Raw genomic sequence first — 12,879 nt, forward strand, 5'->3', positions numbered from 1 at the left:
CCTTTGGGTTTAATCAGGTTCTCATGTTCAAATCTGTGTCTCATCCGTGTTCGATCCGTGGTTAAAAATGTCTTGGTTTTGATTTCATCTTGTTGAGAGATCCCGACATGATTCGTCCGCTGTTCGCTCTCTTGATGCTGGCCTCGGCCATCCCGGCGTTGGCCGAAGAAAAGCCGCTGACCCGGATCGCCTTTGGTTCCTGCGCGGACCAAGACCGGCCGTTGCCGATCTTTGAAAAGCTCGCCGATCTCAAGCCGGAACTCTTTATCGCCTTGGGCGACAACATCTACGCCGATCTCAAGCCCGAAAAAGGGGTGACGGAAATGGAGTCGATGAAGATCAAGTATCAAAAGCTCGCCGCCGTGCCGGGGTGGGTGAAGATCAACAAGACCTGTCCCATCATGGCCACTTGGGACGATCACGATTACGGCAAGAACGACATCGGCGAAGAGTACAAGCACAAGGACGAATCTCAGACGATCTTTCTCGACTTCTTCAATGTCCCCAAGGATGATCCCCGAAGAACCCAAAAGGGTGTCTACCACGCGAAGACATTCGGCCCCGAGGGAAAGCGGGTTCAAGTCATTCTGCTGGACACACGCTATTTCCGCAGCAAGTTGAAGAAGGGCACAGCGCCATTGCCCGGTATGCGGGGCCTGCCGTATGTGCCGAACACCGATCCGGGCGCCACGTTCCTCGGGGAGGAACAATGGAAGTGGCTGGAGGCTCAACTCAAGCAACCCGCCGAGATTCGGTTGCTTGGCTCCAGCGTGCAGGTGGTTTCCGAAGATCATCCGTTTGAGAAGTGGATGAACATCCCGGCCGAGCGAGAAAAGTTGTTCAAGGTCATCCGGGATGCCAACGCCGGGGGCGTCATCGTTCTGAGCGGCGACCGACATTTGGCCGAGATTTCAATGCTGCCCAAGGGGATTGGCTACCCGTTGTACGACATCACCTCCAGCGGGTTCAATCAGGGGTTTCAGGGCTGGCGGGCCGTCGAGAAGAACAGCCATCTGGTGGCCGCGATGCCTCACGGCAACAACTTTGGATTGGTGACCATCGACTGGATGGCGACCCCAAGCCCCCGGATTTCGTTGCAAGTGCGGGACGAAGAAGGGGAGATTGCGATCAAGGACACGCTTCCCCTCCACCTGCTCAAACCCGGCCCGGCCGTCGCCGAATTGCCGGTGAAGCCAAAGGAGGGGGCCATCTCGCCGAGAGATGCCCTCAAGAAGAAAGGGGAGAAGGTTGTCGTTGAAATGAAAGTTCAGGCGACCGGTTCGTCCAAGACCCGGATTTTCTTGAACTCCGAGAAGAATCGGAGCGACGAACTGAATTTCACCATCGTGCTAAGCACAAAAGCCCTGACCGGGAAATACGAAAAGGCCACGAAAGAGACCTTCGCCAACAAGGTAATACGAGTAACCGGCACGGTGGGCGAATTCAACGGAACCCTGCAAATCGTGGTAGATGAGGAAAAACAACTGGAAATCCTTGAATAACCGGGCAAGTCGTGCTTCCCCCAACGTCCTGCCCTTGTGGGTGTTCTCTATTTGACGGATAATTTTTAATGTGACGACCGACTGACAAGGACAGGAACCATGAAGCGATTGTTGCTAGCCGCCCTGCTAACCCTGATGCTGGTTCCCGCTGCATCTCACGCCCAGTATTTCAATTACATCTATCGGAACACGCCATACGGGCAGGCTTACGCCTATCGGCAACAATTCGGCCCGTTCGTTTCCGTGTCCCAAGGCTTCCGGCCTTATTACGGGACGCTCCCGTATTACCTGAACGCTTACGGGGCCTATAACCCGTATTACAACCCTTACTACAATCTCAATTACTCGAATTTCTCGTTTGCCGGATACTCGCCCTACCAATTTCAGGGGTTCCAACAACCGGCCCAAGTCGTTATCCAGCAACCGATTATCATCCAGCAACCGGGGCAGGTTCAGAACAACGGGTTCCCGGCCGTCAATCTCGCCGGACTCAACGGCGGGAACGGCATTGGCTTTGGCGGCGGGAATGGCATTGGTTTCGGCGGGAACAACAATGCCTTCAATAACAACAACAACAACAATGTTCCTCTAATGCCGCAGAAGTTTGGCGGCGGGCTGGCGATTCCGGCCGATGTGAAACCGCCCGAGAAGGCCGAAGCTCCCAAGGTGGCGGCCATTCCGAAAGTGGGGAAGCCGCCGAAGGAAGAAGTGGCCAAAGCGCCCGTTGAACCCGCGCCGAAGGCCGAAGCGCCCAAGGTGGCTGACAAACTAGCTGGCGTCGAATTGGCCCGCAAGGCGGTCGAGTCCGGCCGGATTGCCTTCGGTTCGGGCGAGTATGGCCGGGCGATGGAACTCTTCCGCAAAGCCGCCGGGCACAACCCGAATGATCCGGTCACCTACTATTTGTTGGCCCAGACTCAGTTTGCCGTTGGCAAGTACCGGGAAGCGGTCGCCAGCATCTCGGCGGGAATGACCCTCAAGGGGGATTGGTCGGCCGCGAAGTTCGAGCCGCGGAATCTTTACGGCAAGCAACCGGAACAGTTCGACGAACACATGAACCAACTTCGCGGAGCGTTGATTCAATATCCGGACGACGCCAGCCTGAGCTTCTTGCTCGGCCATCAACTCTGGTTCGACGGCAAGAAGGATGTCGCCAAGCCGCATCTCCTCAAGGCCAAAGCCGCCGGACGCGGGGCAAGCCCGGCCGAGATGTTTGTTATTCCTTGATGCAAATCAACAGACATCTTGTGCGTGATTCCAAGAGCCCCACTGCGTCAGCGGTGGGGGTGGTTTTCAGTATGTGACAGCCACCCCCACCGCTGACGCAGTGGGGCTCTTGGAATCAGTGGGAAATCTCGCCGCTTGATTTTTCATTAAGTCTTATTGCATAAAAACTTAAATCGATTGGATCGATTGCATTATTAAAAAAGGGAGAGAGCATTTGAGGCTCTCTCCCTTTTTCTTTTTAGTGTGTCCAATGTGTTCAGTTTGATCCGGTCATTTCATTGCCCTCAGCAACGGTTCCAGCACCACTCCGAGGCTTCCCGACAGTTGGGCGGCGGCCACCCCGGCGGCGGGGACGATGTAGGTCATGAACGAACCGATGAACCCGCTGTCCAGTGAGAACCGGCCCGGCGTCGATTTGGTCACCCGGCTAATCAAGTCTTCGCGGTTCATTTCAATCAGCACGTAAAGCACGCCCGCAATGCCGGTTCCGCTCAGAACGATCAGGCCGTAGAGCAGCAGCTTTTCGGGGTTGAACGGGTAACTCGTCGCTGCCAGCAACAGCAGGGAAGACGTGACAATGGCGGCCCACACCAGGTTCCGCAGTTGAACGAAGAACTGCGAGATGTAAACGACCACTTGCGTCGCCGCCACCGATTCCGCGAGGTTGAGCCAGTCGGGGGTCGGCGTCTCCGGTTTTTTCGGGTCTTTGCTCGTCGTTTCGCCGCCGAAAGCTTCATCCACGCTCAGATGCTTGCCATAGGGCGTGATGACTTTCAGACAGGCCCCGGCCGCTTGCGTGAGCATCTGGCGGGCCTGCCGTTCGGCCCGGTGCATGTCCCGACGGGAAGTTCCGTGCGTCAGGTGTTTGGCAAGCAGAGCGTCCAGTTCATTTGAGACTGGTTCCAAATCTCGCAAAGCTTCCGGGCCGGAGGTGTCCGCCTTGGCGGCCTCGATCATCAACCGCAGTTGATGGGCCGGGTATTGCAGGTGGGCCAGTTCGGGCTTCTGCGTCGTGAGATATTTCCCGAACACCTCGGCCACCTTGGCGGGGAGTTTGCCAAACGCCCGCATCGTCGGGAGCGTGGCGATGGTCGTCAGCAAGCCTTTGACATGCTGCCACATGTAATAAAGCCGGATCAGAGTGGTGGCCGAGAGCAGGAACAATGTTCCGAAACCCAGGAAGAACAGCCAGTCCCACATCCAGCCTTCCACGGTGGGAAGGGCTTGCAGCCACACGGCGATGAAATAGCCGGTCAGGATGATGATCGCTCCGGCCAGCGCGGGGCCGTGCTTCATCGCCACCGCTTCGTGGCTCACTTCATCCCGCAGGGCCTCGTCAGCCCGGCAGACGGCGGAGAAGGGGTCCGCATCCGGATACGGGTTCGGCACATGGTAACGCTCCTCAATGTGGCTTCGCTTCAATTGGAAGAACGCCCAGCAACCAAACGACAGGCAGACGAAACTCAGTGGCACAAACGGGGACACCCCGGAGGCCAGATCGGTCGCCCGCAGGAAGAACAGCACCCGCCCGGTGAAATCGCGGGCAAAGGCAAACCGGCCGACGAACATTCCCAGCCCGCCGACGGCCAGCAGATAAACCATGCCGTTGAGAATCACCCATGTGGCAATCTCGCCACGGGTGATCGGCGGCCCGATCCGCAGCACGGCCGATTCGCCCGGCAATGCCTGCCCGCGAATCAACTTGCCCAAGCCCCGGCGAACCAGCGGCTTCACCATCGCGCCGACCAGCATGGCCGACAACAGTGAGACCACGGCCAGCAATCCCGTTGACCACCAAGATTCCCAACGACGGCATTCCGCATGGGTCCAGACGGCGCAGATCACCGGCCCGCTGAGGAGAACCTGCCCGCCGATGATGATGTTCCGATAGGCGAGATCGGGAAGTTTCATCTTGGAACCACCGCGCCAGAACAAGCGGGTGTACGGATTGGACCAGCCGAGCCAGATCAAATAACCCCAGGCGACGCCGAGGGCGATGCCGACTGGCAGCATTGAACCGGGATAGTCGATGCCGGACATCTCAATGCTGTTGCGATCTGCATCCGAGTGTTTCCGCTTGGCGACATATTCTCCCTTGTCCTCGTAAGCCGTGTACAGGTGTAGCGGCACGAGGGAGCCGTTCGGCGCCACCATGCTAATCCACATCGGCGGCCGGTCGTCCGCGATGGCGGGCGTGTCGGCCTCTTGCAAGGCAAACGAGGGCGCTCGGTATTCCAGCAATTGCTCGCTCTGGCCAAGGTGCATCAGCGTGGCGTTGTAATACCCCTGCGCTCCACCGTTCGGGAATAAGATGCGGTCCTTGGCTTCCCCGTCCACCCAGCGCTGGTTCTGAGGCGTCAGCGGATAGGTCGAGCCGACGATCACGCCCCGGCAATGGTAACGATAATCAGGATGTGTCAGCAGCAGGTCGCCGCCAATCAGGAAGATGCGAACATCCGGGCAGTATTCCCGGATCAGGCGGATGAGAAAGAGCTTGTCCCGTGTGTCCGAGGCAATCAACCCCACATAGCGGCAATGCTCCCTTGAGATGCTGGCCAGAATGTTCGACAACACCCGCCCGTTCACGGCCGATGTCGTCGATCCTCCTTGGGAGGGAACGCCTTCGCTGGAAGGCTGGTCATCCGCGATGGACACCGTCAGCGGGTCGTCGTTGGCGATTCCCGCTTTTTCATCCTTCTTTTTAAATGCCTGCGTCGATTCGCTTTTCACCCGTGAAATGTGCATGGGGAACGGCAACATAATCACCTGATCTTGCCGCATCCCGGCGACGGCTTTGCCGAACGGGGTGTTTGATTCTGTCAGCAATGCCACTTTGCCCGGCAACAGCGAGAGATCGCCGCCGATGGGGTCGGTGCTGCGGCTGCCATCGCGCCGTGTGAGATAACGAAGCATCCCGTTGAGGGCGATCTTGGTCGGAATCACCGTGGAGGAAAACTCCACGCCGTCCGGCTTCCAATCGGGGAAGTGCGATTTGTTTTGCTCGTAGCCGAAAAACTCTTTGTTTCGCACCCCCGGAGCGTTGCCGGTGATGATCGAGAACTTGTACTGAGGGCAGTTGTAATACGGGGTATTGGAAAGCGCCCACCAATCCCCGATCACAAATTGAAGCGACGTTTGCGACCCGGTGAAATACGGGCCGATCACTTTGACTGGTTCGCTCTCCGGATGGCCCACGTCGGCCATGATGCGAAGCGCCTTGTGAAACGCCTGTTTGTGGACGCCCGCCATCGGCGTCTCGCCCACAAGAAACACCACGCACAAACCCGGCCGCGTGATGCCCTTTGATTCGTCTTTTCCATGCCGCAGCAGCAGCACGCCGGGATTGGTTTCCCGGTTGGTCGGCTTTTCCGGGGCTTTCGCTTTGTCGTCGTCGGCTTTTACATCCTTGGGCTTCGCTTTGCGGTCCAGTTCCCACGGCAGCCAGCAACGGTCGAGGATGTAGCCGTCTTTCTTCTCGACGGCCCGCTGGATGGAATCCACCACCTGATCGAAGGCCGGCGCGTGCGGCGAGTCGATCGGGTCCGGCACGGTGGCAATCAGAAACTCCGTCTGATAGCCGTGGATCATCCGCTTGAGTTCTTCGGCGGGGGAGAGTGTGTGATCGTGCGTCTTGTGGAAATCAAAGACGGGCTTCAGCGGATCATCCGCGGCGATGCGAAAGGGAGGATCGACGTCTTTCTTGTCGTCTGTTTTCTTGTTAGTCGATGTGGGATTGCCAACGGCAAACACCCCCAGAAGGCCCGTGAGCATCAGCCACGGCAAGGGAGTGGAGGAAGATGCAGGCTTGGCCGGTTTCTCGTTGTCTGCCACGGTGGTTCACGCCGAAAAGGCTCGGGGGCCGCGAAAAACAATCGCCCGGCAACAGACATACCGATGGCCCCCGGCCCGGTGCATCCTTGCAATGCCGGTCGTCAGCAAGGGAGAAGTGTAGCGCGGTTGGGAAAACGGCACAAGCCGAGTTTTTCAAAACGGATTTTGAGAGGATGGGATTTGGAAGCGAATTCGAGAATTGATTTTGAGAGACGGGATTTTTCGTTCCCCGGCGAGAGGGTGCCCGCCGGGGAAACGAAATGCGCTGGCAAACAACGAGCAGGGAGTTGGCCAGGTTAACGAGATCGGATGGTCCGGCGGCCCACCCGCAAATGGCTGATGGGCAGGGAACCGTTTTTCAACAGATGGCCAAGTTTGCGCTCGATCATTTCGGCAGGAGACAGGCTTCCACGGTCGTCGGTCACCAACAATTCTTCCGTGCCTTCCGTTTCCACCGCAAGTTCGACGGCGGCTGGCGTATATCGATCATCAATCATCATGCTGTCGCTCATAGTGGCCTCTTAACGGAGAGGAAGTGATCGTGGGTTCTCCTGGTCGAAGACTCCTTGACCGGGGAATATGACAGTGAAGAAGCAATTTCCGCGCCATCTGGACAAGATCGGGGAATTGGCATGATTTTCGGTCTGTTTTGAAGCGAATCCTGATCAAATTTGCGGGCTTTGAAGCGAAATGAGAACCTGAGTTCCCAATTCCCGTTTCCCAAGTTCCCAACTCAAATATCACCCGTCAAAGCCATCCGATGGCGAATCGTGTAAACTGACGGTTCCAATACCGCTTTCAAAACCCCCATGTACCGGGACAAGATTCAACGGTGGTTAAAGCTGCCAGACGGCCCTTGGCCGCCCGACCACTACACGTTGATCGGCCTGCCGCCGGGCGAGGGAAACGCCGCCGAGATTGAAGCCCGTATTCTCGAACGTCTGGAACTGCTGCGACGCTATCAGCTTCCGCATCCGGACGAGGCGACCGAAGGCATGTCCATGCTGGCCCGCGCGCTGGATTGCCTCACCTCGCCGGAGGCTCGCCGGGCTTACGATCAAAAACTGGGGGTGGACACCGTTGTCGAGGATGTCCAGATCGTTTCCGTGGACGAGGTTCTCAAGGCCGCCTACGCGGACATCCCGGTTCCGGAGGCAACGCTTGTCCCCGAGGATGACCTGCCGAATTTGCCGGTCGCCATCCTGTTGCCCGATATCGAGGATGAATCGGACAACGAAGAAGAGCCGCCGATATTGCTGGAGCCGATTCTCGAACCAGTTCTTGAACTGATCCCCGAACCGCCCCCTCTGCCTGTCCCGAAGCGACGGACCAAACTGGCCGAGGAATTGCCTCCGGCGATTGTGCTCCCCGAGGAAACGCCGACCCAGCGCCGGGGGAATCGCCACCCCAAATCCAACCGGCCCCCAAGCCGTCGCCGGGAACGATATGCCGATGCCGTGCGGATTCGCCGGGTGTTGAAGATTTGCGACCGTGCCCATCCGTATTTCACGAATCACGAACACACGTTCACCAAGCCCGAAGACGCGGTTGGCCTGATCGCCTGCCTCGCCGATTTGAAACCACTGCTGCGGACGGTGGACGACCTCATCGGCGGCGTCAACGAACCCGGCCATCTGCTGGCAACCATCGCCCGCCAACGTTTGATGATCGACACCTTCCGAAATCTTCTACCCAGTCAACGCGAACGCTTGGCCAAAGATTTCCGGGCCGCCCACTATCGGCTGGCCAATTACTACCGCGAGTTGAGGGAAGACATTCAATCCCGCAATGCGAAAGGCCCTTGGCGGGAATTTTGCGTCCCCTTGGTGCGGTACTACGCCAAATTCCCGGAACTCGGATTGATACCCATTGGTGTGTTGGCCTTGGTCGTGGCGATTTTGCGCAGCCACGGGTGAGGATGCGAAAGACAAGTCCGAAACAGCCGCTAATTCACGCGAATTCATCGATAAAACCTGAAATCACCGGACAGCATCAGATCTCATCGGCCGAGAGGTCAGCCATCGGATCGAAGCTTCATGAATAGCATTTGGACGTCTTGGAGGTTGCATCCCGAATTCATGGCGAGGCGAACGGATAGTCGGTCGAATTGATGTGCTTCTTGGGAGCTTTGGTACGTCAACAGGTGGCAATGACGGCACCCGAAGTACCGTTCGCCGGGCGGCAGGTGTAGTTTGCCAACTCGCCGACCACAGGGGATGCCGGCAATGATAAGCGGACAAGTGAACCACCAGCGTTGACCGCCAAATGGCGTCGCGGTGGCTTGCAGGCAAAATGTCTGCCGTGCGTTTTCGATGTTGCCCAATCGGCCGGATAGGGTAATGGTCGGGAATTCACATCGTCGGTTGATGAGAAATCGGAGGGAAATTTCTTCACCCTCGTGCGAAGGCCAGGAGATTTTCCCGGCCGCAAGGTGAGACAACCGCCGGGTGAATACCCGCACGGAGAGGGTAAGAGATTCTTCGACGGTGGCTTTTCGATCCCGTCCAAGCCGGTTTCCGCTGCGTGGTCCGCCCATGTGTTGTTCTCCGGATGAGGCCAGATCATTTGGAATTTGAGAATACAGCCTACCCCCAATCGGTGGGCGCTGACGTCGGTGATATGATGAACGATTCCCCCCGTGCCGGGTTCATCAAGCGAACAGGTCGGCTGCAAATTTTCCAAATCCAATTTTGCGGCCCATCATGCCTTTTGTTTGCCCCGCATGCTCGTCGAGAATTCATTGATCATTTGGAACAATCTGACATGAAGAATAACAAATCAGACATATTCATCAAGCCTTTGAATTAGTGGCTCCGTGAAAACAGTCTAATCATGTGATGTGACACCGGATTCAAACGCATTGCCATATTGACCCGGTGTGTATGATTTCAGCGGGGCGGTCCGATTTTTTCACCCAAAACGGGCCGGGCATTTTTTCTCCTGACGGAGACGACATCACTTTAAATCAGACAAGTGATGAGAATATTTTTAGTTGATATGCGGTTTTGAGAAGGCGTAAGATAATCGTGTCTTGACGCTATTTTTTGTGGCCTGACAACAAGCAAGCATCCTGTTAATTGACAGCTTTCCCGCCTGGTGTTCGTCCGGCATGTCCTCATTATCATTGTCCGCCAATTGAAACGCCCTTTCAATGGTCGTCGATCGTTCAATGATGAACGATGAGTCGGCTGTTGGTTTCCACTCTTCATCCATTTTTCGGATGTCTGGCTGTTTTTTGGAGTCTCTCAACATGATGAATGCATTGCCACGCCGTGGCCGTCGCGCCTTCACCCTCATCGAGTTGCTGGTGGTGATCGCGATCATCGCCATCCTCATCGGGCTGCTCTTGCCCGCCGTGCAGAAGATTCGCGAGGCCGCGAATCGCATGAAGTGTTCCAACCAATTGAAACAAATTGGCCTGGCCGTTCACAATTACAACGACACGAACGGAGTTCTCCCGCCGCTGCGAACCCAGTACACCGTCACCGGATCGCCCACGTTCAACTACGGCGGGTGGTGGCACTTCAGCCTGTTGCCCTACATCGAGCAGGACGCGGTTTATCAAGCCGGTCTCAATTACTGCATCACCAACGCCACCACCAACAGTTATTCCGCGCCGGTTTCGACAGGGACCATCCAGAACATCAACATGAAGGGGTTCGGCTGCCCGTCCGATTCGACCCTCTCGAATGGCTGCCCTTACACGAATTCTGGTTGGGCCGGAACCAGTTACTCGCCCAACGCCAGCTTGTTTGGAAACATGTGGACCAGCAACAACAACCGGGTGTCGTCCTTCACCGTCGGCACCATTCCGGACGGCACGTCGAACACGGTCGGAGCCGCCGAACAAATGGCTGGTTGCGATTCGACCAACAGCGGCGCCCCGGCCATCAGCGCCGGTTATGCCCGTCTCTGGACGGTGACTTGGGACGACCAGTCGTGGAATCCCGAGATCGCCTTGTCCACCGGTGACAGCACATGGAATCTTCCTCCGCAGTTTGGCCTCAGCCCCGGAATGAAAAAGTGCGACCGGGCCCGCCCCCAGGCGCTGCATGCCACCATCAATGTTTTGATTATGGACGGGAGTGTCCGGGGGGTGAGCAGTGGCGTGTCACAGACGACTTGGCTGGGCGCGATTCTGCCCAACGACGGAGCGGTGCTGGGCAGCGACTGGTAAGCCGGATTTTCCGGCTGGCCGGCACAAGGGGCGAGAACGAGGACGTGCCTCGCCCGTTTTCTTCTCTCCCTCAAGGTGTCATCCCATGATTGTTTCCAGGCAAATCATACGTCCAATCGCGGCGGCTTTTCTGTTCTCCCTGATGGCGGGTTGCGGGAACTCACCGCCCCCGGCCCCCTCCGGGGTGGCGGCGCCGGACCCCAGCACCGCCAAGACATCGAAACCCCGGCCGTATAAGAATTCGCCGATTCCTCCCCGGTAAGCCACAAAATGGGGGAAATGGAGTTTGGTGGTCCCGGCGCCAACACCGGCAATGACCCGAATAATGCCAATTGCAATCGAAACGCGAACATTGTGTGCAACTTTACGGATGGCACCTCGCACGCAGTGATCTTTGGCGAACGGATGGGGATTTTCTCCCCATCCATCTAATAGCAGCAAGATGGGAGCTCCGGCGGTCAAATTAACAGGGGTTACAAACACCAAGCTGCCGGGAAAGTGAGTGGTGGTTGAATAATCGTTGAAGAGGCCAAATGGCCATCGTCGGAGTGGGGAAAGAGAAATGTGGTCCTTCCCTCGCTTTTTCCAAGAGTTCAAACGTCGACTCTCCTCGACTTTCATCGCCGCCCGTCACATCCCTTCCAGTGCTTGACCATTTCTGGCCCGACCGGGATATGGTTCCCGGATCAAATTCTCGAACTTCCACGCACAATTCGCTCGGCCCAAGCATCTGCCTCTTGGCAGTATGTTGGCAATATCATTTCGAGACGCAAACTGAATTCCATTCTGGGATAAATCTGGAGTTGCAATCGCGATTTTGAGTGCCAATTGATTGATTGCCACGGGAAACTGAAGGGTTTCAAAATTCCGGATAAAATTTCATTGACATTGTTTTTGAACGGGATTACGGTGTAACAAAGAGACGCCACACGTCATGTCTGTAAAACTTGCTTTTGGTTTTTGTCGATTACGATTCAGATCAATCGATTTAATCTCTCGTAATCCGAGCCAATATTCATGGTGTTCACCCTAAACGGGTATTCACGCATTCATGACGCAGCCAACTCTCAGCCCATCTATTTTTTTACGTTTTTCTTCCATGTCTCTCTCAGGAGATTCTCCATGTCCATGGTGTTGCATCGGCGTAACCGCAAAGGGTTTACGCTCATTGAACTGCTGGTGGTGATCGCCATCATCGCGATTCTGATCGGGCTGTTGCTGCCCGCTGTCCAGAAAATTCGTGAGGCCGCGAACCGGATGTCGTGCAGCAACAACCTCAAACAATTGGGGATTGCCGCTCAAAACTATGCCGGAACCTTTGGGGAACTTCCTCCCATCACAACGGCTGTGAATGGGATCCAACAGGTTCCAACCCACGGGGCATCAATCCACTACGTCCTCTTGCCTTTCATCGAACAATCGGCACTATTTGCCGCCGGGCAAGTGCTGCCAGCCAGTCCGCCGATTTACAATGGCACGCCGTACACAACTCCTTGGGACCGGACGGTCACCGGCGCGCCTGCGAACAAACCCCAAGTTCTTTATCAAACAATCAAGCCATTCCAATGTCCGTCTGATGTGACGATGACCAACGGATACCCGAGTAATCGGGGGCAAGACTGGGCCGGAACAAGCTACGCGGCAAATTATCAATTGTTTGGCCAGACGCATGTCGGCAATGAAGACAGAAGCAAATTTGGTGTCGGCACTGTTCCGGATGGAACCTCGAACACAATTGCTTTTGCCGACTCCTACGCCGGTCGGCCTACTGGCACTGATCATGGCCAATTGTGGGCTTACCCAGGTTGGGACTGGGCCGGGGACGGAAAGTATTCCGCCGTGTTCGGATGGGGTGGAAATAGCTCCCGATGGACTTATCCCAATGGCTGGAACGGCAATAACGCCTGGAGTTTGACTCCGATGTCCGGCATACCGCAAGCCCAAGCCACCGACCGGACTCGGGTCTATGCGAATCACTCATCTACCTGCATGGTTGGACTGCTCGATGGCAGCGTCCGCTCTGTGAGAACAAGCATTACCCAACCCACTTGGGAAAATGCCATCCGTCCTGATGATGGCACCCCGCTTGGTTCGGATTGGTAATTTCTGACGGTATGGAGGTTGTGTTAAGCTAAATTGGCT

General features: G+C 56.4%; 9 protein-coding genes. 5 read left to right on the forward strand and 4 right to left on the reverse strand.

What is annotated here, in order from left to right; all coding sequences use genetic code 11:
- Nucleotides 1-107: 107 nt before the first annotated feature.
- A complete protein-coding gene (locus tag BGIM_RS51105; protein ID WP_020471182.1) occupies nucleotides 108-1,502 on the forward strand; it encodes an alkaline phosphatase D family protein in 1,395 nt (464 codons plus the stop codon).
- 99 nt (nucleotides 1,503-1,601) lie between these two features.
- Complete coding sequence (locus tag BGIM_RS0118260) at nucleotides 1,602-2,729, forward strand: tetratricopeptide repeat protein (RefSeq protein ID WP_020471183.1); 1,128 nt, start codon at nucleotides 1,602-1,604, stop codon at nucleotides 2,727-2,729.
- Nucleotides 2,730-2,999: 270 nt separating this feature from the next.
- On the opposite strand, the gene BGIM_RS0118265 is transcribed toward BGIM_RS0118260, so the two are convergent.
- Nucleotides 3,000-6,560, reverse strand: a complete 3,561-nt coding sequence (locus BGIM_RS0118265) for a hypothetical protein (RefSeq protein ID WP_157369198.1) — start codon at nucleotides 6,558-6,560, stop codon at nucleotides 3,000-3,002.
- 296 nt (nucleotides 6,561-6,856) lie between these two features.
- The gene (locus tag BGIM_RS0118275) at nucleotides 6,857-7,072 is read right to left on the reverse strand and encodes a hypothetical protein (protein ID WP_020471186.1); all 216 of its coding nucleotides are present in this window, start codon (nucleotides 7,070-7,072) and stop codon (nucleotides 6,857-6,859) included.
- Between the two features lie 297 nt (nucleotides 7,073-7,369).
- On the opposite strand from BGIM_RS0118275, the gene BGIM_RS0118280 reads away from it, so the two are divergent.
- On the forward strand, nucleotides 7,370-8,476 hold the full coding sequence (locus BGIM_RS0118280) for a hypothetical protein (protein ID WP_020471187.1): 1,107 nt from the start codon (nucleotides 7,370-7,372) through the stop codon (nucleotides 8,474-8,476).
- Between the two features lie 98 nt (nucleotides 8,477-8,574).
- On the opposite strand, the gene BGIM_RS0118285 is transcribed toward BGIM_RS0118280, so the two are convergent.
- Complete coding sequence (locus tag BGIM_RS0118285) at nucleotides 8,575-9,096, reverse strand: hypothetical protein (RefSeq protein ID WP_020471188.1); 522 nt, start codon at nucleotides 9,094-9,096, stop codon at nucleotides 8,575-8,577.
- A gap of 714 nt (nucleotides 9,097-9,810) precedes the next feature.
- On the opposite strand from BGIM_RS0118285, the gene BGIM_RS0118300 reads away from it, so the two are divergent.
- Complete coding sequence (locus BGIM_RS0118300) at nucleotides 9,811-10,737, forward strand: DUF1559 family PulG-like putative transporter (protein WP_020471191.1); 927 nt, start codon at nucleotides 9,811-9,813, stop codon at nucleotides 10,735-10,737.
- Nucleotides 10,738-10,815: 78 nt separating this feature from the next.
- Here BGIM_RS0118300 and BGIM_RS0118305 read toward each other — a convergent pair whose 3' ends face one another.
- Nucleotides 10,816-11,358, reverse strand: a complete 543-nt coding sequence (locus tag BGIM_RS0118305) for a hypothetical protein (RefSeq protein ID WP_020471192.1) — start codon at nucleotides 11,356-11,358, stop codon at nucleotides 10,816-10,818.
- 501 nt (nucleotides 11,359-11,859) lie between these two features.
- Here BGIM_RS0118305 and BGIM_RS0118315 point away from each other — a divergent pair.
- Entirely contained in the window at nucleotides 11,860-12,840 is a 981-nt protein-coding gene (locus BGIM_RS0118315) for a DUF1559 family PulG-like putative transporter (RefSeq protein WP_020471193.1), read from the forward strand.
- The last annotated feature ends 39 nt before the right edge of the window (nucleotides 12,841-12,879 follow it).

This window comes from Zavarzinella formosa DSM 19928 (assembly GCF_000255705.1).
Classification (GTDB): domain Bacteria; phylum Planctomycetota; class Planctomycetia; order Gemmatales; family Gemmataceae; genus Zavarzinella; species Zavarzinella formosa.

Excerpts from the sequence above, each read along its gene's own strand:
- BGIM_RS51105 (WP_020471182.1), top strand. The coding sequence starts at position 108 with ATGATTCGTCCGCTGTTCGCTCTCTTGATGCTGGCCTCGGCCATCCCG.
- BGIM_RS0118260 (WP_020471183.1), top strand. The coding sequence starts at position 1,602 with ATGAAGCGATTGTTGCTAGCCGCCCTGCTAACCCTGATGCTGGTTCCC.
- BGIM_RS0118275 (WP_020471186.1), bottom strand. The coding sequence starts at position 7,072 with ATGAGCGACAGCATGATGATTGATGATCGATATACGCCAGCCGCCGTC.
- BGIM_RS0118280 (WP_020471187.1), top strand. The coding sequence starts at position 7,370 with ATGTACCGGGACAAGATTCAACGGTGGTTAAAGCTGCCAGACGGCCCT.
- BGIM_RS0118285 (WP_020471188.1), bottom strand. The coding sequence starts at position 9,096 with ATGGGCGGACCACGCAGCGGAAACCGGCTTGGACGGGATCGAAAAGCC.
- BGIM_RS0118300 (WP_020471191.1), top strand. The coding sequence starts at position 9,811 with ATGATGAATGCATTGCCACGCCGTGGCCGTCGCGCCTTCACCCTCATC.
- BGIM_RS0118305 (WP_020471192.1), bottom strand. The coding sequence starts at position 11,358 with ATGAAAGTCGAGGAGAGTCGACGTTTGAACTCTTGGAAAAAGCGAGGG.
- BGIM_RS0118315 (WP_020471193.1), top strand. The coding sequence starts at position 11,860 with ATGTCCATGGTGTTGCATCGGCGTAACCGCAAAGGGTTTACGCTCATT.